Origin of the sequence: Clostridium kluyveri, assembly GCF_001902295.1 — a bacterium.
GTDB lineage: Bacteria > Bacillota > Clostridia > Clostridiales > Clostridiaceae > Clostridium_B > Clostridium_B kluyveri_B.
On the sequence record NZ_CP018335.1, the window covers coordinates 3,456,476 to 3,480,706 of the forward strand.

Annotated in this window: 21 protein-coding genes and 1 riboswitch; of the genes, 12 read left to right on the forward strand and 9 right to left on the reverse strand. The window is 32.4% G+C overall.

The genetic code is table 11. The features are described from left to right. The first annotated feature begins 72 nt into the window (after positions 1-72). Complete coding sequence (locus BS101_RS16730; protein WP_073539857.1) at positions 73-1,215, forward strand: MFS transporter; 1,143 nt, start codon at positions 73-75, stop codon at positions 1,213-1,215. 47 nt (positions 1,216-1,262) lie between these two features. Here BS101_RS16730 and BS101_RS16735 read toward each other — a convergent pair whose 3' ends face one another. The 6 genes from BS101_RS16735 to BS101_RS16760 all read right to left on the reverse strand — a co-directional run bounded on the left by BS101_RS16735 (position 1,263) and on the right by BS101_RS16760 (position 8,325). Beyond that, on the reverse strand, positions 1,263-3,659 hold the full coding sequence (locus BS101_RS16735) for an ABC transporter permease (protein ID WP_073539858.1): 2,397 nt from the start codon (positions 3,657-3,659) through the stop codon (positions 1,263-1,265). Positions 3,660-3,662: 3 nt separating this feature from the next. Then, a complete protein-coding gene (locus BS101_RS16740) occupies positions 3,663-4,340 on the reverse strand; it encodes an ABC transporter ATP-binding protein (protein WP_073539859.1) in 678 nt (225 codons plus the stop codon). Positions 4,341-4,436: 96 nt separating this feature from the next. Then, complete coding sequence (locus tag BS101_RS16745) at positions 4,437-5,465, reverse strand: sensor histidine kinase (protein WP_073539860.1); 1,029 nt, start codon at positions 5,463-5,465, stop codon at positions 4,437-4,439. Further along, the gene (locus BS101_RS16750) at positions 5,455-6,144 is read right to left on the reverse strand and encodes a response regulator transcription factor (protein WP_073539861.1); all 690 of its coding nucleotides are present in this window, start codon (positions 6,142-6,144) and stop codon (positions 5,455-5,457) included. Before BS101_RS16750 ends, BS101_RS16745 begins: the two co-directional genes overlap by 11 nt. A gap of 22 nt (positions 6,145-6,166) precedes the next feature. After that, the gene (locus tag BS101_RS16755; RefSeq protein WP_073539862.1) at positions 6,167-7,579 is read right to left on the reverse strand and encodes a sensor histidine kinase; all 1,413 of its coding nucleotides are present in this window, start codon (positions 7,577-7,579) and stop codon (positions 6,167-6,169) included. A gap of 26 nt (positions 7,580-7,605) precedes the next feature. Beyond that, positions 7,606-8,325, reverse strand: coding sequence for a response regulator transcription factor (locus tag BS101_RS16760; RefSeq protein WP_073539863.1), 720 nt, complete (start codon positions 8,323-8,325; stop codon positions 7,606-7,608). A 160-nt stretch (positions 8,326-8,485) separates the two neighbouring features. Between BS101_RS16760 and BS101_RS16765 the strand changes: the two genes are divergently transcribed. From BS101_RS16765 to BS101_RS16795, 7 genes are all read left to right on the forward strand, one after another. After that, entirely contained in the window at positions 8,486-9,397 is a 912-nt protein-coding gene (locus BS101_RS16765; protein WP_073539864.1) for an ABC transporter ATP-binding protein, read from the forward strand. After that, on the forward strand, positions 9,394-10,155 hold the full coding sequence (locus tag BS101_RS16770) for an ABC transporter permease (RefSeq protein WP_073539865.1): 762 nt from the start codon (positions 9,394-9,396) through the stop codon (positions 10,153-10,155). The genes BS101_RS16765 and BS101_RS16770 overlap by 4 nt, the downstream gene beginning before the upstream one ends. Before the next feature lie 12 nt (positions 10,156-10,167). Continuing rightward, entirely contained in the window at positions 10,168-10,899 is a 732-nt protein-coding gene (locus BS101_RS16775; RefSeq protein WP_242951314.1) for an ABC transporter permease, read from the forward strand. Between the two features lie 93 nt (positions 10,900-10,992). After that, entirely contained in the window at positions 10,993-12,324 is a 1,332-nt protein-coding gene (gene gdhA, locus BS101_RS16780; protein WP_073539867.1) for an NADP-specific glutamate dehydrogenase, read from the forward strand. 218 nt (positions 12,325-12,542) lie between these two features. After that, the gene (locus BS101_RS16785) at positions 12,543-13,457 is read left to right on the forward strand and encodes a metal ABC transporter substrate-binding protein (protein WP_073541375.1); all 915 of its coding nucleotides are present in this window, start codon (positions 12,543-12,545) and stop codon (positions 13,455-13,457) included. Between the two features lie 124 nt (positions 13,458-13,581). Continuing rightward, the gene (locus tag BS101_RS16790) at positions 13,582-14,727 is read left to right on the forward strand and encodes a YibE/F family protein (protein ID WP_073539868.1); all 1,146 of its coding nucleotides are present in this window, start codon (positions 13,582-13,584) and stop codon (positions 14,725-14,727) included. A gap of 198 nt (positions 14,728-14,925) precedes the next feature. Next, on the forward strand, positions 14,926-16,995 hold the full coding sequence (locus tag BS101_RS16795) for a methyl-accepting chemotaxis protein (RefSeq protein ID WP_073539869.1): 2,070 nt from the start codon (positions 14,926-14,928) through the stop codon (positions 16,993-16,995). Between the two features lie 47 nt (positions 16,996-17,042). Here the strand turns inward: BS101_RS16795 and BS101_RS16800 are convergent, their stop codons facing one another. The 3 genes from BS101_RS16800 to BS101_RS16810 all read right to left on the reverse strand — a co-directional run bounded on the left by BS101_RS16800 (position 17,043) and on the right by BS101_RS16810 (position 19,381). Then, positions 17,043-17,726, reverse strand: coding sequence for an amino acid ABC transporter permease (locus BS101_RS16800; RefSeq protein WP_073539870.1), 684 nt, complete (start codon positions 17,724-17,726; stop codon positions 17,043-17,045). A 15-nt stretch (positions 17,727-17,741) separates the two neighbouring features. Continuing rightward, complete coding sequence (locus tag BS101_RS16805; protein WP_073539871.1) at positions 17,742-18,557, reverse strand: amino acid ABC transporter substrate-binding protein; 816 nt, start codon at positions 18,555-18,557, stop codon at positions 17,742-17,744. 86 nt (positions 18,558-18,643) lie between these two features. Continuing rightward, a complete protein-coding gene (locus BS101_RS16810) occupies positions 18,644-19,381 on the reverse strand; it encodes an amino acid ABC transporter ATP-binding protein (RefSeq protein ID WP_073539872.1) in 738 nt (245 codons plus the stop codon). Positions 19,382-19,488: 107 nt separating this feature from the next. Beyond that, positions 19,489-19,604: riboswitch (SAM riboswitch) on the reverse strand. 621 nt (positions 19,605-20,225) lie between these two features. Between BS101_RS16810 and BS101_RS16815 the strand changes: the two genes are divergently transcribed. From BS101_RS16815 to BS101_RS16830, 4 genes are all read left to right on the forward strand, one after another. Then, positions 20,226-21,434, forward strand: coding sequence for an ROK family transcriptional regulator (locus BS101_RS16815; RefSeq protein ID WP_073539873.1), 1,209 nt, complete (start codon positions 20,226-20,228; stop codon positions 21,432-21,434). A 98-nt stretch (positions 21,435-21,532) separates the two neighbouring features. After that, positions 21,533-22,630 carry an ABC transporter substrate-binding protein gene (locus BS101_RS16820; RefSeq protein WP_073539874.1) on the forward strand — a complete coding sequence of 366 codons (1,098 nt, stop codon included), beginning with the start codon at positions 21,533-21,535 and terminating at the stop codon, positions 22,628-22,630. Between the two features lie 15 nt (positions 22,631-22,645). Further along, positions 22,646-23,428, forward strand: a complete 783-nt coding sequence (locus tag BS101_RS16825) for an ABC transporter permease (RefSeq protein WP_073539875.1) — start codon at positions 22,646-22,648, stop codon at positions 23,426-23,428. Between the two features lie 6 nt (positions 23,429-23,434). Further along, complete coding sequence (locus tag BS101_RS16830; protein ID WP_242951494.1) at positions 23,435-24,217, forward strand: ABC transporter ATP-binding protein; 783 nt, start codon at positions 23,435-23,437, stop codon at positions 24,215-24,217. Positions 24,218-24,231: the final 14 nt, after the last annotated feature.

The window sequence follows — 24,231 nt, forward strand, 5'->3', positions numbered from 1 at the left end:
CATACATTTCTATATGAAGCTTTTTATTTTTAATAAAAATATAATGAACGTTCTATATAGAGGGGGATTATTGTGAAGAAAATTGTATTTCCTGGTATTGCAATGATTGGTGTAACCTATGCCTTTGCCAGATTCAGTTACGGTCTATTCCTGCCAGATATCTCAAACTCACTTAAGCTGTCAGAAATGCAGGCCGGAGTGCCCAGTTCCCTTGCTTACATAGCATACTGCCTAACTTTAGTATTTTCCTCATTATTAATTGATCGAGCAGGAGCATATAACACTATCCAAATTTCTGGTTTCAGTGCTGTAATTGGAACACTTTGCATTGCACTTTCTCAAAATCTATATATGCTATCAATCAGTACATTTATTGCCGGCATAGGGAGTGGTCTGTCCTCCCCCGCATTCAGCAAAATTGCTGCAGTTAATTTGAAGCCAGAGGAACGTGATAAGGGAAATACATGGATTAATACTGGTACTAGCTTTGGTTTAATCATATCAGGACCACTGGCACTATTTTTCAGTAACTACTGGAGGCTAGCCTATATATTCTTTGCTGCCATCAGCTTCATTGTTATACTATGGAATCGCCGCAGCATCCCAAAAACAGACCTACAATTTAAACAATCTGACCTACCTATAGGAAGAAAGAATGGATGGAATATTTCATGGAAAAGAAGCATTCATTTATTCACTGCTGCATTTATTACAGGCATCAGTTCTTCTATTTATTGGACCTTTTCCAGAAGCTTTTTGAAAGCAGAGTATGACATGAGCACAATGGAAAGTATGTTCTTTTGGATTCTGATGGGAATTGCAGGGATTTTGGGAGGAGTTGCAGGCAATTTTATTAGACAGTTTGGGTTAGCGACTTCCTATCGAGGTGTTCTCCTTGTCTTGTTGGCTTCAATATGCTTAATTACAATACCCTCAACCATAAGCATTTATTGTTCTGCACTCTTATTTGGTATTTCTTATATTTTTATAACCGGTGTCTTCATTGTTTGGGGAGTAAAACTATTTGTGGAAGCACCTTTTTTAGGAGTGAGCCTGAGTTTTCTGTCTTTGGGTATAGGTCAGTCCTTCGGCTCACTTACAGCAGGATCAATCATTGATCTGGCATCCTATGCTTTCGGCTTTCTATTATTTGCAGGAATAGGACTGTGTGGATTATTTGTTAGAACCCCTACCGATACATCAAGTGATTCTTAGGTTCAGGCGGAGTTTACTCATCAGGAATGCTTTTATCTTAGAAGAACTTATTCCTGCTCTCTCAACCTATCTACCAGAGAATCTTTCTTAAAAAAATGAATCTGCACTCCGGAAATTACCATAGGCAAAAACAAAATTATCAGGGCATACCCTAATAAGTACCAGACTGGAAAGTGGTAATGAAAATACTCAGTCCCTATATCTCTCATTGCCTGTATCAGCAAATATCCAAGGCTTGTACCTAACACTAGTGTTATAAAAATATTACCTATTGCCAGGATGATTCCTTCACTATGCAGCATTACAGCTAGTTGTCTGCTGCTCATGCCGATAGATTGCATCATGGCGAGTTCCTGCCTTCGAGTTAAAATATTCATAATCAAAGTATTTATAAGATTAATAAAACTAAAACACACTATAAATGCAGCCAGTCCCAGAATAACTCCATACATAATACTAAAGTTATTCTCATCCTGTTCCATCCTCTCTCTCAATGTATCCATACTTAAAAGAGGATTTTCATCCACTATTTTATTGAGAGCCTTCTCAATTTGCTCTCCCTCTTTTTTAAAATCAGAAGCAGATACTATAAATCCAATAGTAAGGTTCATATTGTTCATAAGCTTGTTAAGCCCTTCATCAGGAATGAGAAAGTATCCCCAGTCTCCCCCCAAATCCTTGTAAGATACATAATCATCTATACAGGCTGCAATTTTAAATTCCTTTTCCATGGGCTTTCCATTATAGTAATGTATCTTTATCTTGTCTCCAACCTTAAATTTCCATCCATAAAGCTCTTTTACACTATCATTGGCTATTACTAAAATTTCATTATTTTTTATCATTTTATCATAATCAAAATCTCCTTCACTTAAGGATTTTTTCAGTAATGATATCTTATCCCTGGTAAATGGTGTTAAATAGTCCTCTGCTTTTTCATTATCGTATTCATACTGGATATTTACCTGCTTAAAGCTCTTGATACCCTTTACCCCTGAAACAGCTTTCATCTTTTCCTTCAGCTTTTCATTTAATGGGTTATTTATTTGAATATCACTATATCCATGCTCTGAAGTCTCAACTTTATTGTAGGAAAACTCAATTAAATACTCTCCAAAATAAAATGCTGTCTGTCTTGAATACTCGTCTTTATTGATAGAAACTATAAAAGTAGCTGCCATTAAAAACAATACTCCACCTATGCCAAGAGACAGCATTGTCAAAAATGTCTTTTTCCGGTTTCGTACAGAATTCATAAGTGCAAGATTCATTGGAGTAATTCTTCTATGGAGCTTTGAGGTTTCTTTTTTTCCACCTGAATAAAAGGAAAATTTAGAAGCTTCCAGTGGAGATACGGTTGATGCCAGCTTTGCCGGTTTGTGAATAGAAAAAAGCAGTGTCATAATATCTGCTGCAGTTACAATTACAGCAATGAATACAGAATTAATCCAGTTCCAGCCCTCCGGCTTTAAAAAATATGCAATTATTCCCCCTATAAAAAATCCTATAGGTATACCAACTGCACAGAGAATAAGTCCTTCTCTATTTACCATTTTACGGATTTGTCTCCCGGTCATACCCAGGGTACGAAACTGTCCAAACTGTCGTATGCGGCTTACAACAGAAATATAAAATATACTGTAAATAACTAAGACACTTACCAGTAAAATACCAATACCTATACCAATTATAACCATACTCTCTTGGAAATTCATAGACAGCATGTTGGTAAAAAAATTATTCTCATTTATATTTTTACGTTCAATACCATAATCCTGTCCAATGGAATGAATAACTTCAATAAATTGATCTTTTGACATCTTTTCTGCTCCATTTATACGGACAAAAGCACTATAGGGTACATTTTTAAATTGCTCCCCTTTTTCAGCATACTCCTTTGAGAATAATACAGAATATACTCCCAAATTTGCCCCACTGTCTGTATAACCTGAAATAACAAACTTTTCAGTAGTTCCATCTAAAAAAGTAAAAGCAATAGTTTCTCCAAGCTTTGCTTTCTTTCCCACCTTTATCATATAGGATTTATTTACAACAATTTCATCTTCCTTCTCCGGCAGTTTTCCATAAGACAATTTTATAGTCTCAATCTTTTTAGAATTGCCATCGAAATAAACAGGGCGGATCATGTGCCCCTCCATTTCAAAACTCTGTGTCGATTTGTAAAGGGCAGCATATTCTATACGTTTATCTTTTTTAAGTGATTTAAACTGCTCTTTATTTACACCTTCATATATAACATGCTGAACCTTTGTCACTGCTTTTTTATCACTTTCCCTCAAAGCTGAATAGAAAAGCCCCATAACCGCTAATAAACTCACAGATAATACCACTGTAAATGCAATAAAAAAATTACGCATTTTATTACTCTTAAGGCTGCTTACTGCCAGATGATTTATAACTTTCCCATTGTTATTTTGAAGCATCCATCACACCTCCCTGTCCATAATTTTTCCATCTTCAATACGGATAATTCTATGGGCAAGCTGGGCAATTTCACTATTGTGAGTTATCATCACCAGAGTTTGATGGAACTCATTGTTACTCATCTTTAAAAGTCCCATCACTTCCTGGCTGGTGCGGCTGTCCAGGTTTCCCGTAGGCTCGTCTGCAAGAATAATGGCAGGTTTGCTTACAAGGGCCCGTGCAATGGCTACCCTCTGCTGCTGGCCTCCTGAAAGGTTGTTTGGCAGACTATTTAACTTATCCTCCAAATGAAGCATGGAAATAACCTTGTCCACATAATCCCTATCCACCTTGTTTCCATCCAACTCGACAGGCAGCACAATATTTTCATACACATTCAAAATGGGAACCAGATTATAATTTTGAAAAACAAAGCCAATTTGTCTTCTCCTGAAAATAGTGAGATCCTCATCATTCATCTCAGATAATTCCCTGCCTTCAATTATGACACTACCACAAGTTGGTTTATCAAGGCCTCCCATCATGTGCAGCAGAGTAGATTTTCCGCTTCCCGATGTACCTACAATAGCGATAAATTCCCCGGGTTCCACACATAGATTTATGCCATCTAAGGCTTTCACAAGATTAGGTTCTCTGCCATAATATTTTTTTAAATCTGAAATTTGTACAACAACATCCACAAATTACACCTTCTTTCTCTTTACTGCCTCAATTATAAAATGCCAATGTCTCTAGAATGTCTCTGAAAACTCACAATTTTGAGAGATTTTAATTTTCTAGTGATTTGGAATAAAAACAGAAAAAATAGAGCCATGACCAGGCTTAGATTTCACCTGAATATACCCTTTCTGCAGGGTAATAATTTCACGGGAAAGATAAAGTCCAATGCCAATGCCCTCTTCATCATGAACCTCCGGCTCACGGTAAAATCTTTTAAAAATTGCCCCCTGATTCTTTTCACAAATTCCTTTTCCCGTATCCTTAATATCTACCTTTGTATAAAATTCCCATTTATCTACTTTTATTTCTATACTGCCATCTTCCTGTGTATATTTTACTGCATTATCTAAAATATTATAGAGAGCTTCACTTGTCCATTTTTTATCATGGTTAACAACCAGCAGTGGATCACATTGTACTGAAATATGGATATTCTTCTTCTCTGCATTTACAAGCACTTCTCCTAAGGCCTCTGCCAATGTATCATAAATAGGATACAGTTTTGGACATATTTGAAGAACTCCTGTTTCCAAACGGGACATTTTAACCATGGACTGCAGGAGAAAATCCAGTTTATTTATCTGGATATCGCAAGACTTTAAAAACTCCTGCTGCTTTTTCCAGGACATTGAACGCTCTCTTAAAATAGTATTATACATTTTTATGTTGGCAATGGGGGTTTTCACCTGGTGGGAGATATCAGATACCAATCTTTGTATGGCTATTTTCTCACTCATATTTTTATTGCTGTTATTTTTCATGATGTCATAGAGACGCTTTAATTTTATCTGGAGTTTTGCCATTAGGGTTTCTGTTTCTAAATTAAAATGCACCTCTTCACTGCCTTTTATCATGTTATCCAGACACACACTCATGGATTCAGAAAAATATACAATTTTTCTTCTAAGGGCAACCACGGCCAACAGTGCTATAAACTGAAAAAGGCCTGCAAATCCAAGAAGTAAAAGACGCAGACTCCATTTTTCTGTTATCTGAAATGTAACACAGCAAAAACATATAAAGGTAAAAATCCATAATACTGCCCAGCTTATATAAATACCCTTTGAAGAAGAACTATAAAACATTGCATTTTTCACCTACCCACATATAACCCATTCCATAGACAGTTTTAATATATTTATGACCTTTATTTTCTATTTTATTTCTAAGACGGTTTACATTAACAGTCAGAGCATGTTCATCAACAAAATTTCCATCATTATCCCAAAGTTTCTGCAATAAAATTTGTCTTGTGAGAACTTTGCCACTGTTGGCAACAAAAATTTTCATAAGCCTATACTCAGAAGATGTAAGCATAAATGTTTTATTCTCTCTAATTACCATCAATTTATCAAAATTAACCATGAGATATCCATCATTATAAATATTCCCTATGTTCTCTTTTTCACAGCGTTTTAATACTGCTGCCACACGTCTTCTAAAAATCCCTATGCTAAAAGGCTTGGTTATATAGTCATCGGCACCTAATTCAAAACCTTTTATAGTATCCTTTTCCATATCACAGGCAGTGAGAAATATAAGTGGAATGTCTCTTAATTCTTTTATCCATCTGCAGAGTTCAAAACCGCTGCCATCTGGAAGATTTATATCCAGTACAATTAAATCAAACTCAGTTTCCCTTACAGCTTCTCTGGCCTGCCCGGAACTACAAACTGTATCAACCTTATAACCCTCCCTCTCCAAATCAAAACTGAGACCTGTACTTAAAGCTATATTGTCTTCTACTATAAGTATTCTTTTCATATAAATTTTCCTTTCATTTTTACTACAGTACTATATCTATATTGGTACCCTTCCCTAGAGTACTCTCTACATTTATACTACCTCCCTGGGCATCTATTATCTGTTTGGATATGGCCATGCCAAGTCCAGAACCTTCAACAGAAATATTGGTACTTGTGCCTCTGTAATATCTTTCAAAAATGTATTTTAAATCATTCTGGGATATTCCCCTGCCATTATCTTTTATTAAAATATGAACCTTATCTTTTTTATAAACTGAAACATCCACCCTAACTTCCTGTGGATTATGTATTATGGCATTAAAAATCAAATTGGAGATGGCTCTTCTAAATAGATTTTTATCTGTTAAAATATTTATATTTTCTCTTTCAAAATAAATATTTATATTTCTATTTGAATATAGAGGGTGATTTAAAATTTCCACAATTATATTTTGAATAAGTGCCACCACATTTACATTTTCTTTTTTTAAGGGTATAGTCCTGTTTTTCAATTTATAAGTGAGATTTAAATCTTCAACTAATCCTTGAATATATGAAGATTTATCGTATATTATTTTTGAATACTCTAAAATTTCATTCTGTGAAAAAGTGTAATCAGAATCTTTCATTATTTCAGCGTATCCTTTTATAGAAGACAGGGGAGTTTTTACATCATGGGATATGGCGGAAATCCAGCTTTCCCTCATCTTTTCCATTTCTTCTCTTTTATTCTTATTTTCTTTTAGAGTTTTGCCTAAATTATTTAAATTGGCAAATACATTTTTATAAACCCCCTGTTCCACATGATTAGTTTCATAATGTCCCCTGGAAAGCTCATTTATACTGTTAATAATAGTTTCAAGAGGCCTTCCCATTCTTTTTCCAAATATAAAATAAGAGGCAATCACTGCAATAATAACATTTACAGCTAAAAGTACAATAAACCCTCCTCCAAAAAAATTTCTAAGTGCAGTTGGATTGAAAATAACGGTGTGTTTTGCTATACGCCAGGTAGGAAAACCTATAATATATGTAAAACTTTCATTATTATATTCTTTTTCACTTATAAATATAGAATAATTGGCTATATCATATTTATAAATATGGGCCATTTTTATGGGAGTGTATATCTTTGGTACCTCCTGTGGCTTTTTAAAAGAATACATTTCCTTAAAACTTTCATCTATTATTTGAATCCAGGCTTTATTTTTTACAAGCTCATTTTTACCTTCTTCATTCAAAATAGGCTTATTATCTTCAATATCTATATATTTTGAAAAAGTCCATGTAAACTTTTCAGGATTAAATCCTGGCAAATTATTTTTGGTGTATATAATAGCACTCCTCCATACAAACATAACTACAATAAACTCTATCATAATTATAAATACCAGAGTTACTAAAAATTTTGTTGTAAGGCTCCAATTGGTTTTAATTTTGTTCATAAATTTCATAAGCTGCTACCTCTAAATAAAAAATGTTAATTTTGGGGAATATTAAACTTATATCCCAGTCCCTTTACAGTAACTATATATTGGGGCTTTGAAGGATTACTTTCTAATTTTTGTCTAAGCTTTCTCATATGAACCATTATGGTATTGTCATATCCTTCATAATTATCATTCCACACCTCATCACATATCATCTCCTTTGTCAATATCTGATTGGCATTTTGCGCCATATAACATAAAAGATGATACTCTTTAGGGGTAAGTGTAACATTTTTGCCGCTCTTTAGCACTTCTCCCTTTTGAAAATCAATAATTAAATCTCCAAAGCATATTTTCTCCTTTTTCATGGTGAGTTCATTTTTTATGTATATATTTCTCCTTAGGTGAGCTTTAATTCTAAACACAACTTCTTTAGGGCTGAAAGGTTTTGTCACATAATCATCTGCTCCCAGTCCAAGAGCCAGTATTTTATCTATATGATCACCTCTGGCAGATAAAAAAACAACAGGTACATAAGAAAATTCTCTGATAGCCCTGCAAACTTCAAAACCATCCATATCCTCCATCATAACATCTAAAACTACTATATCAGGTTTTTCATTTTTACATAAATTTATGCCATCTGTGCCCTTTAAAACTTTAAATACCCTCTTAAAGCCTTCTTTTCTGAGAACTGTCTCCATAAGTTTCAACAATTCTATTTCATCATCAATTAAAAGAATTTTTTTATCTAAAATTTCATCATACATATTAGCCCTCCAATATGAATATTATCTGCCTCAATTATAACATTATTTAATATTTTTGATTTACACATCAAAATTTTAAGGTTCTCATAAGGTTCCTATAAGCAGAACTTAAGCTTGAACTTATATTATAAACTCACAATGAATTAAAGGAGGAAAAATTATGTCAGAAAAAATTATAGAAACTAAAAACTTAACCAAGGAATTTAAAGGTTTTAAGGCAGTAGACAAGCTGAGCCTTACAGTAAAAAAAGGTAGGGTATATGGATTTCTGGGACCAAACGGTGCTGGAAAATCTACAACCATAAGAATGCTCCTGGGACTTATAACCCCTACAAAAGGACAAATTAAAATATTTGATAAAAATTTAAAGGAAAATAGACTGACCATTTTGAGAAAAATTGGCTCTCTGGTTGAATCCCCCTCCTATTATGGAAATTTAACTGCCTATGAAAATCTGGAGGTAACAGCAAAGCTTTTGGAACTTGATTATAAATACATTGATGAGGTTTTAGATTTTGTAAAACTTACTGAATGGAAAAACAGACAATGCAAAAAATTTTCTCTTGGAATGAAGCAAAGACTTGGAATCGCCCAGGCACTTATATCAAAGCCGGAACTTTTAATATTAGATGAACCTACCAATGGACTCGACCCCTCTGGAATTCATGAAATAAGAGAGCTTATAAAAAATCTTCCTAAAATTTATAATATGACAGTAATTATATCCAGCCATAATTTAAGTGAAATTGAACTTACAGCAGATGACATAGGCATCATAAACAGAGGAAATATGTTGTTTCAAGGTACCCTTGAAGAACTTCATTCAAGAAGCAAAGGCGAGATTTGTATAGGAGTGAAGGACTTGAAAAAAGCAGCCCATACATTGAATGATTATGGATATAAATACAAAATAAAAGATGATGATATTTTTGTAAAACTCCTGGAAGTGGAACCTTATGAAATCTTAAGGCAATTAATATTAAATGACAACAGAGTATTTAAATTTATAGAAGTACAAAAATCTCTTGAAGAAATATTTCTTCTTCTCACTGAAGGGGGAAAAAATATATGAGCTTTATATGTGTTTTAAAATCTGAATTGACAAAGTATAAAAAATCCCTATTATGGAAAGGTGTATTTTTTATTCCCATATTTTCATCTATTCTTTTATTTATAGATCTTCATTTAAGATATGATTATTTAATGGAAATCAGTCGAATAAAGGAATTAGCTCAAATAGGAATTTATAACAAAATGGATGTTCTGCTTTATGAAAATCATTTATCTACATTGTGGTTCATACTTTTAAATTTATCTGTGGTAGTAATAGCTTTTATTGTAAACTACATGGAATACAGCGAAAATACCTGGAAACAAATAGTGGCAAGACCTGTAAAAAGGATGAAAATTTATCTATCCAAATGGATTATAGTATTTACAGCATCAGTTGCTTTGATAGCTTTAAATGGGGTTTTTGTAATACTTATAAAAAAGTTCTTTGGAATTGAAGGAAATTCTGCATTGATTTTTAAATATGTACTTCTGGAAATTGCTGCAGTCTCAGGAGTAGTAAGTTTCCAGCAGTTTATAAGCTGTTACATCAAAAATTCCTTGATTGCCGCTGCCATAGGATTTGCAGGCACTATAGGATCATATCTGCTTGCACAGAGTAAGATACTTGGAAATATAAATCCATTTTCCTGTGTTTTAAGATCGCTTCCTCTAGGGGACATGAGTGATGCCCATGCAGCTGCCATTTTTGGAGTAATCTCAGGTATATTATGGCTTATCATAGGAATTTTAGAATTTAATAGAAGGGATATCAAATAGGTGGTGTATAAAATGAAGAATATATATAAAGTGGAATTATTAAAATTAAAACATTCAAAAATACTGGGCATAGTTATGTTTTTGCCTTTATTCTTCGTAATCCTAGGTTTTGCAAATTTCCTGAGATACAGGGATCTCTTCACATCAAAAGGCCAGAACATATGGCAGCAGGTATACACTCAAAGTTCCATGTTTTATGGACTATTTCTTATGGCTTTATTTATTACTATTTTAGTTGCAGTTTTAGTGAGAATAGAAAACAGTGGAGATAACTTTAAAAGAATACTTGCATTACCTGTAAAAAGAAGTGATATATACATATCAAAACTATTTATAGGCTGTGGTATGGTACTTTTAAATCTTTTTGTATTTACTCTACTTATAATTGCTGCAGGAATAGTTGCAGCACCCCATAATGAGAGTATGCCAAGAGAGATTATATATTCTCCCCTGTTGTGCTTTATAGCTTCACTTCCTGTTATAGCAATTCAATATTACTTAACCATGAAATTTGAAAACATTGCAGTTCCTTTAGGAGTGGGAGTGGTATTTTCTCTTCCATCAGTACTTATAAACAACACCAGGTACTGGATATTATTTCCCTGGGCTTATCCTGGAAGGGCACTTTTAAATGGTTCAAATTTAAATTTTCCTTTCTCCAATTACATGTATATACTATCTGTGTCAGTATTTGTTATTTTCATAATTGTTGGTGTATATGAATTCAATAAAAAAGATATATGATTTTTATAAATTAATTTTCAGTTTTATGTTGTATAAATTGCTTTTTTTTACTATAATAATTAAAACTACTGCTAAAGGATAGGAGTGATCATTATGTCTTACGTTGATTCCGTACTGGAAGAACTCATTAAAAAGGATGCCCCGCAGAAAGAGTTTATTCAAGCTGTCACAGAAGTTCTGAATTCTATTAGACCTGTAATTGATTCCAACAGCCACTTTAAAGAAATGGGACTTTTGGAACGTATAGTGGAACCTGAACGAGTTTTGATGTTTCGTGTGCCCTGGGTGGATGACAATAAAAAAGTAAGGGTAAACCGTGGATTTCGTGTGCAATTCAACAGTGCCATTGGCCCTTATAAAGGAGGACTTCGTTTTCACCCTTCTGTCAATCTCAGTATCATCAAATTTCTTGGTTTTGAGCAGATCTTTAAAAATTCGCTGACCGGTATGCCTATCGGAGGCGGTAAAGGCGGTGCAGATTTTGATCCCAAGGGCAAATCCGACCATGAAATAATGGTATTTTGTCAGAGTTTCATGACTGAACTCTTTCATCATATAGGACCGGACACAGATGTACCTGCCGGTGATATTGGTGTTGGAAGTCGTGAAATTGGATATCTTTATGGTCAGTATAAAAGACTATCCAATCGTTTTCATGGTGTTTTAACTGGTAAAGGATTAACTTACGGGGGATCACTAGCCCGCACCCAGGCAACTGGTTATGGTGTAATTTATTTCGCAGAAGAAATGCTGAAAATTAAAAACGATTCCATTAAAAACAAGAAAATTATCATTTCAGGTTCAGGCAATGTAGCTATCTATGCTGCTGAAAAAGCCACAGCATTAGATGGGAAGGTCGTAGCGCTTAGTGATTCCACAGGCTGGATATATGATAAAGAAGGAGTAGATTTAGAAACAGTTAAAAAAATCAAGCTGGTTAACCACAGCCGTCTCAGAGATTATATATCCATTCACAAAAATGCAGAATATCATAAAGGTAAAGGTATATGGTCCATTCCTTGTGATATTGCCCTGCCTTGCGCCACACAAAATGAACTGGATGCAAAAGATGCCTCAACTCTCATTAAAAATAGTGTAAAAATGGTTGTTGAAGGTGCAAATATGCCTATAACGATTGAGGCTATACAACTTTTACAAAGTGAAGGAATACTCTATGCTCCTGGAAAAGCAGCCAATGCCGGCGGAGTGGCCACTTCCGCACTGGAAATGAGTCAAAATTCCATCCGTACAAGCTGGACTTTTTATGAAGTTGATACCCGCTTGCGCCACATTATGTCCAGTATTCATGAGCATACCTACGATGCAGCAGAAGCTTATGGTCACAAAGGAAACTATTTAGTTGGTGCCAATATAGCCGGCTTTCTAAAAGTAGCAGAAGCTATGATGGATCAGGGAATAGTTTAATTTTAAAAGTAGCTATTACTGCTTGCAGTAATAGCTACTTTTCATAAATTACTTTTATTATATCACAAAAAAATCAAGTGATTCATTTCCAACTGTAATAATATTCTATATAATTGACAATATCTTTTTTATTAAGTATTATATATTTAGATGCAAACCATTTGCATCTAAATATTATTTTTTAAGGGGTGAAAATACAAGTGTGTAAAAAATACAAGATGTGCAAAATAGTATTATGCTCTTTTCTAATTACTTCTTTCATGTTTATTTTTGCCGGCTGCAGCAGCAAAACGGCTGAAACTACTAATACAAACTCCCAATCCAAAATAAAAGTTGTAGTATCCTTCAATGCCATGAAAGAATTTGCTTCAGCTATTGGAAAAGATAAAATTGCCATTACCACAATAGTTCCCAACGGCACGGAACCTCACGATTTTGAACCAACTACAGAAAGCCTTAAAAATTTAAGCAGTGCCAATGTATTTATATACAATGGACTAGGTATGGAATCCTGGACGGACAAAATTTTAAAATCTATTGATAATAAAAATTTAGTTGTAGTAAATGCTTCAAAGGACTCAAATCCCATCAAAAATACTGAAGCTGAAGAAATAGAAGAACACGGAGAATATGATCCGCATATTTGGATTAGTTTAAAAGGTGCAGAAGTTGAATCCAAGAATATTAAAGATGCTTTGGTTAAAGTGGACCCTTCAAATAAAGAATTCTATGAAAAAAACTATGATGAATTTTCAAAGCAGCTAAAGGATCTCCATAATGAATATACTAAAAAATTTGAAACTGTGAAGAATAAAAATTTTGTAACAGGCCACGCTGCCTTTGCATATCTCTGTAGAGATTACGGCCTAAATCAAAACAGTGTAGAAAATGTATTTGCAGAAGGAGAACCTTCTACAAAAAAATTAAAAGAACTGGTAGATTACTGCAAACAAAATAAAATAACAACTATATTTATGGAAGACATGGTAAGTCCTAAAGTATCTACCACCCTGGCCAATGAAATAGGTGCCAAAGTTGAAAAGATATATACACTTGAAAGTAAAGAGGATAACAAAAACTATATTGAAAGTATGAAAAATAATTTAGAAATAATTTACAATAGTTTAAAATAAATTCACATATATATGCTGTACCTGGATAACAGCAAAAATTGATAACCATCCCCTTTTTAGTAAGTAATAAACAATTTATTTTTCTCATATAAATAGTTAAGTAAATTAAAATAACAAAAAGGGGATGTTAAAACTGTTTACAAAAGAGAGTAAAAAGTATTTCTTTTCTTTAACCATTCTTTTCTTATTTATTGTACAAAGTATAATTCCTTTAAGAGTATTTGCAGATGATAATTCAAAAACCGTAAATACAGATTCTATCAGAGCTAAAATTGTACAAATAGTATCTGTGAAAAAAAATAATATTACCGCAGGTGACAAGGATATTGTTCTAGAAGAACAGACATTAAAAATACAAATTTTAAATGGAAAACATAAAGGTGAAAATGTCACTATAAAGAATACTGTTGATCCTTCCAGGCAGGGAAATCCAATTTTTAATAAGGGAGATCAGGTATTCCTATCTATAAGTGAAGATAGCAATGGCAATATAACCTCATCTAATATTTATCAGGTTGCCAGAGACAAGCCCCTAACCTACTTACTTATATTCTTTATACTTTCTATGATATTAATTGGAAAAGGCAAAGGATTCAAGTCTATAATAACTTTGACATTTACTTGTTTCATGGTAATAAAGGTGTTTCTAAATTTAATTTTACAGGGGTATAATCCTATAACCATTTCCATATTTGTCTGCATTGCCATAACCATTGTATCTTTAGTGATGATAGGAGGAATAAATCGAAAAACCATTTCAGCTATTATTGGAACAACTAGTGGAGTAGTTATATCAGGAGTTATATCATTTATAGTGGTGAATTCAACCAAAGTTTCTGGAGTTGGTACGGAAGAGGCTCAGCTGCTTATGGATATTCCTCTTAAACATGCACTTGATTTTAAAGCTATTTTATTTGCAGCCATACTTATAGGAGCCCTTGGGGCTGTAATGGATGTAAGTATGTCTATAGCATCAACCATGACAGAAATAAAAGAAGCACATCCTAAAATCAGTCCCGGCAGGCTTATGAAAGCGGGAATGGTTGTAGGCAGAGATACTATGGGAACCATGGCTACCACCTTAATTCTTGCTTATATTAGTGGTTCAATATGTTTAGTTCTAGGTTATTTAGCCAATAACAGTAATTTTTTAGATATAGTAAATCAGGATATGATAGCTTGTGAAATTATTAAAACTTTAGCCGGAAGCATAGGTTTAATTTTTACAATCCCCATAACAGTTATTGTATGCTGTATTTTAAGTGATTAGAATCAAGTTCTTCTTAAATTCTCCTTCTAAAAGGAGGATTTATTTGTTCATTCAAAAAGCAACAATTACATCTCCTCCAATATTATTGTATAATAATATTATCTTTAGTATATTATAGCTAGTTAGGTATTAATCTCCTTAAAATTTCAACTATAATCACGCCTAAAGACCATAATCTGCATCTATGGAGGAATTGATATGAAAAGTATAAAAATAAGAATTATTATATTAATTAGCTTGCTGTCTATAATAGTTTGTACAGGCTTAGCCATGCAACTGTATAATTCATCTAAAAATATATTGGTACAAGATGTAAGACAAACAATGCCAAACTTTGTTACCCAGGGATCAGAAAATATCAATCAATTTGTAATTAATCAATTTACTATACTAGAAGAATTAGGGTCCAGTGAAAATTTACCTACAACAGTTAATAACAATACTGATATACAAAATATCAAGGAAATACTATCAAAAAAGACAAAATCCTTAGGCAGTTTAAAAATGGCAGTAATAAACAGTCAGGGAACTGCAATCTATGATAACGGTGAAATTGAAGATGTTAAAAATACCGATTATTTTAAAAAAGCAATTAGCGGTGAAAGAGTGGTTACTGATCCCATTAAAATAGGTAAAGAAGCTTCCCCTGTAGTGGTATATGCTGTTCCTATAAAAACAAACAATAATATTACTGGCGTATTGATTTCCGTAAGAGATGGATATGAATTAAGCAATTTTGTTAAAAATATAAAATACGGAAAATCCGGAGATATCATTATACTTAACAAACAGGGAGAAACTATTGGTCACTCAAATATTGAGATAGCTAAAAAAAGTATACATATTGAAGAGTCTACTGAAACTAATACCAGCAACAAAAATGCAGATACCGTTACCTCTGCAACATCCAAAATTGTTGACAAGGATTCAGATTTTATCAACATGCCTGACTTAATAAAACAAATGACAAATGGAAAGAGTGGTTTTGGAAACCACACATTTAACGGTGTGGAAAGATTTATAATATATGGACCAATTGGAAAGTTAGGATGGTCAATGGCTATTGAAGTTAATAAAAGCGAAGTATTATCAGGTCTGACTTCTCTAAGAATGAAATGTATCGCTATATCCATTGTTTTTTTAATTTTAAGTATAATAATAGGATACTTAATTGCAAGAAATATATCCACTCCCATTAACTATCTTACAGATATATGCAAACAAATGGCAGGAGGAAACTTTGTATTTTTAATTAAAGATGATTACATAAAGAGGAAAGATGAAATTGGTAATTTGGCTGTAGGTTTTAATAAAATCAGGATAAACGTTTCTGAAATTATACAGAATTTAATTGAAGAAGCTAAAAATATGGATAAATCAGTTAAAATATTTACCGACATAGTTTTAGAGCTCAATGCAATGATAGAAAATCTATCTACTGTAACAGAGGAATTATCACAGGGTATGAGAAATACGGCAGCATCCACAGATGAGATGAATGCCTCATCATCCAATATAGAAAATTCAATTAAAGATATTTCTCATAATTCTCAGTCAATGTCAGTATCCGTCAGTGAAATTAGTACAACTGCCAAAAACGCTCTGGACAACTTTATAAAGTCACATAATAAAATATTTGACACATTGTCAACTACAAAAGAAAACCTTGCAAAATCTCTGACAAACGCAGAAGAAGTAAATGAAATCGAAAATCTATCTGAAGCTATATTAGAAATTACATCAAAAACAAATTTGCTGGCCTTAAATGCCAATATAGAAGCAGTCAGGGCAGGAGAGGAAGGCAAAGGCTTTGGCGTAGTTGCCAGTGAAATAGGTAAATTAGCGGATGACTCAAAAAATACTATTAATGAAATGCAAAATATAACCAAAAATGTAATTAGCTCAGTAAAAGACTTATCCCATCATTCAAATGATATGTTAAAGTTTATGGAAAATGATATTGATAAAGATTATAAATTGATGCTTCAAATGATGAATCAATACAATGAAGATGCTCAGTCTATCCATAATATGATAGCTGATTTCAGTTCAAATACTAAAAATATATTTATATCCATACAGAGCATGCTTGAAGAAATTGATAAAGTATCCTCAGCTGCTGCTGAAGGTTCAAAAAATACTGAAGATATAGTACAAAAGCTAACCACATTATTACAAAAATCAAATGAAGTTCATGGAGAGGTTCAATACCTAAAAAACAGTACAGTAAAACTTAACCAAATCATATCAAAGTTCAAAATTTCTTAATACTATATTGATGGCAAAATGCTTAAATATAAGCATTTTGCCTTATCTTATATAGATACATATTTTTCTACTTTCACTTCAATTTTATTTTGAATTGAAGAGAGTACCGTACAAAATATTAAATATATAAATGCCGCTTCACTATATAACCACAGAGGTTCATAGGTTGATGCCGTTATTCTTTGCGCCACTTGAAACATTTCAGTTAGGGTAATGCTGGCAGCAAGTGAAGTATCCTTAACCAGTGATATAAAAGAATTAGACAGAGGTGGTACAGAAACCCGTACTGCCTGAGGCAGAACAATACGCCGGATTACTTGAGTATTTGTCATACCTATAGAAAATGCCGCCTCCCACTGACCTTTAGGTATTGATAAAATAGCAGCCCTAATTATTTCAGAATTATATGCTCCTACACTCAATGTAAATCCAATAATAGCTGCTGGCAGTGGTTCCATTGTTATACCTACAGCTGGCAACCCATAAAATATAATGAATAATTGTACTAATAAAGGAGTTCCCCTTACAATCCATACATAAAAACGTGCCAATAATACAAGAGGCTTAACATTTGATATACGGGCTAAAGCTGTTATTAATGCAAGCACTAACCCAAGAATAAATGATTCTAATGTAAGCGGCACAGTAAATTGAATACCAGCTTTTAACAAAGGGAAAAAAGAATCTTGTAATATTTGTATTATTCTTATTGCTCCATCACTTATATTCATATTATCCCCCTATTACTATTTGGATACATCGAAATTAAACCATTTATTGGATATTTTTAAAAAAGTACCATCTGACTTCATATCAGCTAATGCCTTGTTTACGGCATCTACCAATTCCTTATTTCCTTTTCTAAACATAATTCCATTGGAAGCTGCATCTGGCTGTTCATCAACTATCTTTACTGCTATATCTGGCTTTTGCTTTTTTAAATCTAAAAAGGATATATTATCATTAATAGTTGCATCTGCACGTTTGGAAAGTATTAAGTCAATGGATTGATTGAATCCGTCATCTTGTACAACTTCCGCATTATAAGATTTAGCAAGTTCAGCATAATTACTAGTTAATGTTTGTGCGGATTTTTTGCCTTTTAAATCTTCAAACTTTTTAATATCTTCATTGTCCTCAGCAACTATAAGCACTCCCTTTGTAACTATATATGGAGTTGAAAAATCATATTTTTCCTGACGATCTGGCTTTATTCCAACCTCATTAACTATAATATCAAACCTTTTAGCATCTAATCCAGCAAATATTCCATCCCATTTTGTTTCAACAAATTTAGCTTTTACACCTAAACGTTTAGCCACTTCCTCTGCTATTTCCACATCAAAACCAGTTAACTTTCCATTTTTATCGTGAAATGTAAATGGTGAATAGGTTCCTTCAGTACCAATTCGTATTATTCCATCTTTTTTTATCTTGGACAGTAAATCAGTATCATTGGCTACATTAGTTGTAGATTTATTATCACCTTTACTAGTTCCACACCCTGTAAGAGTTACAGCAAATATTAATAAAATACTAATTAATAGACCAATTTTTTTCATGGTTATACCCCCTACCTATTAAAATCAATAATAATTATTTATTTTAAAATTTTTATAATATTGCAATATGAATTTAAGTTTCACATTTAGTTAAATTGAACTTGTTCCAAAAATTTTATAGTTCTTGGATTCTTAGGATTATCAAACACCTCCTCTGGAGTTCCTTCTTCTACTATACTTCCACTATCCATAAACATGACTCTATCTGCTGCCTCTTTAGCAAATCTCATTTCGTGGGTTACAATAATCATTGTGGTATCTTTTTCAGCAAGTTTTTTTATGACATCCAGCACTTCTCCAACCAACTCAGGATCTAAGGCAGATGTAGGTTCATCAAATAACATTATATCTGGATTCACAGCCATGGCCCTGCCTATGCCCACTCTTTGCTGCTGGCCGCCTGATAACTTTGATGGATAATAATCTCTTTTATCAACCAGTCCAACCTGTCTTAATATATCCATTGCTATTTTCTCTGCTTCAATTTTATTTATTTTTTTTACTATAGTTAAATGTTCCATAATATTTTCTAATGCAGTTTTATTGTTAAAAAGATTATAACTTTGAAATACCATAGATGTATGCTTCCTCAATTCATGTATTTGCTTTTTAGTTATTTTTTCAAAATCTATTTTTAATTTTTCTATTTCTATGGTACCCTTGTCTGGAATTTCCAAATAATTTATGCATCTTAACAAAGTCGATTTACCTGTACCAGAGGGGCCTATTATTGCAATAACCTCCCCCTTTTTTATCTCTAGGTTAATACCCTTTAAAACTGTAAGCTCATTAAACTTCTTGTATAGATTTTTAACTTTTATCATTTCATAAAACGCCCTCCCTTCAATTGATTTAAATAATTAAAAAAGCTATTTTTCTTATTTAAGAAAAATAGCTTTTAATATCCCAAACTTTTATAAAACGGCCACTTTTCTCATCTTTCAGAGTATAAAATTAACTCTGCAGGAATTAACACCGATACATATTAAAACAAATGCCGGTTGTTGGGTTTCATAGGGCCAGTCCCTCCACCTCTCTTGATAAGAACCTAGTTTATTGATTTTTAAAATTTCATATTATTTATATTTTACACGTCGTAATACATTATACTAATTGTACTATAATGTGTCAATTATTAAATAACCAAAGCATAAGCTTAGCCTCTAAAATAAATTTATTGAAAAAAATCTCTACGAGGCTATTAGGAAATGGACATAAAAAAAATATTGACATTACTTAAAAATATATTTATAATACTACGTAATATTACTAAAACATATTAAATTCTTGGGATTTATCATAATATGAAAATCCCCAAATAAAAATTTAATAGAATTATATATCAAATAAGCATGTATCATGTTTTAGTTGACCAGAAAAACTGGAAGCTAAATTTTATTCTTACATTTGTAAGATTAAAATTTAGCTTTTTTTAATTAATACATTGTGATTATTTTTTAAAATACTTTTTCCAAAAATGAAAAAAGTAATTATTGAAAATTATTACAGTGCAGATAACACATATAAATACATAGGATAAAAAGTCAAAAAATCTATAGGAAAATGAGAAACAATAGATTTTTCATACTATGTTAAATTTTTCCAAAATACTTTTTCCAAAAATGAAAAAAGTATTTATTGAATTCTATCAGTGTAAGAGGTGTACTCATGAAAGATAATTCCAATGCATTAAAAAGTTTAAGTTTTGAAGAAAAAAAAATATTTAATTTACTTCAGAAGAATGGATGCTTACCTAAAAATAAAATTTCATCTAGGACAGATATTAAATTGACCACATTAAATTATGTTATGGAACCTTTAGAAAAAAGTAAAATGATAGTTGAAAGTTGTATAGGAGAATCTACAGGCGGAAGAAGGCCAATTTTATATGACATAAATATAAATGATTTTTATATTATAGGTATTGATATATCAATACTCTATACTCAGGTAGTTATTACAAATTTTAAAATGGAAATCTTGTATAAAGAACTATTCAATATGGATGATTCCTATACTCCTTGTGAAACTGTAAAAAAAATAGTAGAAATTATTAACAGGGCTTATACAAATCTAAACTTAAGCCATATGAAACTGTTAGGAATAGGAGTAGGATCTGTGGGACCTTTAGATATAAAAAATGGTATTATAAAAAACCCCGTTGACTTTTTTGCAGATAAATGGACTGACGTACCTATAAAGGAAATGTTAGAGGAAAAATTAAAATGCCCTGTTGTAGTTGAAAATGGTGCAAATGCAGCAGTTGTTGCAGAATATTTTTACGGCGTGGGAAAGGGAATTGAAAATATTGCTTTTTTTAATTGTGGTATCGGAATAAGAACAGGAACAATTTCTTCAGGACATCTTATAAGAACAATAAATGATGAAGAAGAAGCCTTTGGACATATGACAATCGACATTGATGGTGAACAGTGTAAGTGCGGAAATTACGGCTGCTTAGAATGTTATTCTACCATCAAGGCAATAATAAAGAACATTTCTAGAAAAATCAAAAAAGGTAGACATACCATCATAAATAAACCTGTAGAAGAAATTGATTACAAAGATGTCTGCTTGGCAGCTGAAATGGGTGATGAACTGTCAGTAGATATAATTACAGATGCTGCATTAATTTTAGGAGCAGGGCTATCTAATTATATAAAATTATTAAGTCCTAAATTAGTTATATTAACAGGACCTTTAATAATAAACTCAAAACTTTTTTATGAAGTTTGCGTTAAAAGTACATTGAAAAATTTAAATTCTACTAAAGGGAAAAGTGTAATTTTTAATCGATGTGGATATTTCAGTGGAGATGCAATATCAATAGGTGCCTCAGCTATGGTAATTGAGAGATGCTTAGAAAGTAGAATATAATTTATCTACTGAAAGAGTTGAAAAATGGGTTGAATTAACACTTGTATAACTCTACAAGTGATCATTGTTCATATTTATTTATTAAGGAGGTAATAAAAATGTTAAAAAGTTCAAGGAAAATAATATTGAGTTTATTAGCCCTGACACTGGTTGGAACATTTTTTGCAGGATGTTCAAATAATCAGCAAAATGGCAGTACTAATTCAAAAAAGGAGGTGGTAAAAATTGCTGTAGGATATCAAACAGTCACTTCTCAAACTTGGGGAGCATTAATTATAAAAAATAAAAAACTCTATGAAAAGTATTTAGAAGAGAAATACCCAAATAAAGAATTTCAAATTGAATGGTTTAATGCCCAGTCAGGACCACCGCTAACTAATAATATGGTGGCAGGAAAACTTCAATTTGCATTTATGGGAGACATGCCAATACTTATTAACGGAGAAAAGGGACAAACCTCTCAAAATTATAAGTCAGTGTTCTTAGCTTTTGATGGAAAGGGGGAAAAGGGAAAGAATCAGGCAATCTTAGTACCAAAGGACAGCAATATTAACTCAGTTAAAGACTTAGCAGGTAAAAATGTATCTGTACCTTTAGGCTCCAGTGCACACCGCATGCTGCTTAATGAATTGGACAAATATGGAATAACTGATAAGGTTACTATTTTAAATCAAGATGTTACCGTTGGCATGACTAATATAGAACAAAATAAAATAGATGCCCACGCTTCTTGGGAACCATTTCCAAGTCTCATAGAGAATAAAGGAATTGGAAAGATACTAGTAGATGGCAGTGATACAAATGTAGATTATTTAGATGGAATTGTTGCAGATAGAACCTGGGTGGAAAAAAATAAAGATTATACAATAGCACTTCTGAAATCACTGATAGAAGCTCATAAATATATAAGAGAAAATCCTGAAGATGCAGCTAAAATATTTGCAGAAGAAAGTAAATATCCAATAGATGTAACAAAGAAGATCGTTAAAAATATAAGATTTGATTCTGTTATATATGATAAGGATAAAGTTACTTTAGAAGGCAGTAAGGACTTTTTGAAAAAGCTAGATAAAATTAAGGATGTGGATTTAAATAAATTTATTGATGATGAATATATAAAACAAGCATATAAAGAATCTAATCTTCAATATCCAAGTGCAGATTCACTAAAAGGTAACTGGCAGCCCTTAAAATGAAGGAGATGACAATATATGAAAGAAAATACTACTTCTTATTCTAAGGTGAAAAAGATATTATGTAAAGTATTTTCAATTTTGGTATTCATTATTGTATGGCAGCTATTGGTTGATTTTAATATAAAAAGACCATTAATGTTTGGAAATTTGCCATCGCCATTAGATGTTTTTCAAGCTCTTAAAACAATCATAATTCAGAAAGAATTTTATCAGCATGCTTTGTACAGCTGCATAAGAATTTTTATAGGCTGCACCTTAGCACTTCCTATAGCAGTGATATTCGGATTCTTGATTGGGTTGACCAAATTTGGAGAGAACTTTATACTGCCTATTTTTGATATGCTAAGGCCTATTCCTCAAATTGCCTGGATTCCTATAGCAATATTAATATTTCCGTCTGTAGAAGGAAGTATCATTTTTATAACTTTTTTAGGAGCATTCTTTCCCATACTGGTTAATACCATTGCGGGAACACAAGCTGCTAATTCACTGCTGATAGAAGCCGCAAAAAGTATGAGTGCAAGCAAATGGCAGTTAATAAGATATGTATCTTTTCCAAGTGCTGTTCCTAATATTTTTACTGGACTTACCATAGGTATAGGCAGCTCATGGATGAGTGTTATAGCTGCTGAAATGATATCGGGCAAGTATGGAATAGGATACTATACCTGGACTTCCTATACTTTAATGGAGTACCCCGAAACAATAATAGGTATGATAACTATTGGTGTTATAGGAGCAACATGTTTTTCTTTAGTGAGAAAACTGGAAAAAATCATACTGGTATGGCGTGAATAATTGGAGGTGAAAAGTTTGACAATTAAAGTTAATAATGTTTCTAAAGTATACGAAATCAGAGGAAAAAAGAAAGTTCTGGTATTAAAAGATGTAAATTTAACAGTTAATACAAATGAATTTACCTGCATTTTAGGTCCCTCAGGCTGCGGAAAAAGCACGTTATTAAGAATAATTGCAGGACTTGATTCATCCACAGAAGGAACTGTTCAAATAGATGAACAAACTATAACTGAACCAAATAAAAATAGTTCTGTAGTTTTTCAAGACTATGCATTATTTCCCTGGAGAACTGTTGTACAAAATGTAGAATTTGGGCTTATATTAAGAAAAGTGCCGCGAAAAGAAGCTAAAGAAAAAGCATTAAAATACCTAAATATTGTTAATATGAGTGAATTTAAAGATCAATATATACACCAGCTATCTGGAGGAATGAAACAAAGAGTGGCTATTGCAAGGGCTCTGGTAATGGAACCTAAAATTCTTTTAATGGATGAACCCTTTGGTGCATTGGACACATTTACCAGGATTCAATTACAAGACGAACTAATTAACATATGCAAAAATAGAGAACTAAGTGTGGTGTTTGTTACACATGACATTGATGAAGCCATTTATCTGGGAGATAAAATTGCCATTATGAAATCTAATCCAGGTAACATAAATTCCTTAATAGAGATACCATTAATCAAACCGAGAAATCGAACACATTACAATTTTACACATTATAGAAATCTTATATACAAAGAATTTTCATTAGTAAAAGAATTTGAACCTGAATATAACATTTAACTTTGGGAGGTTGA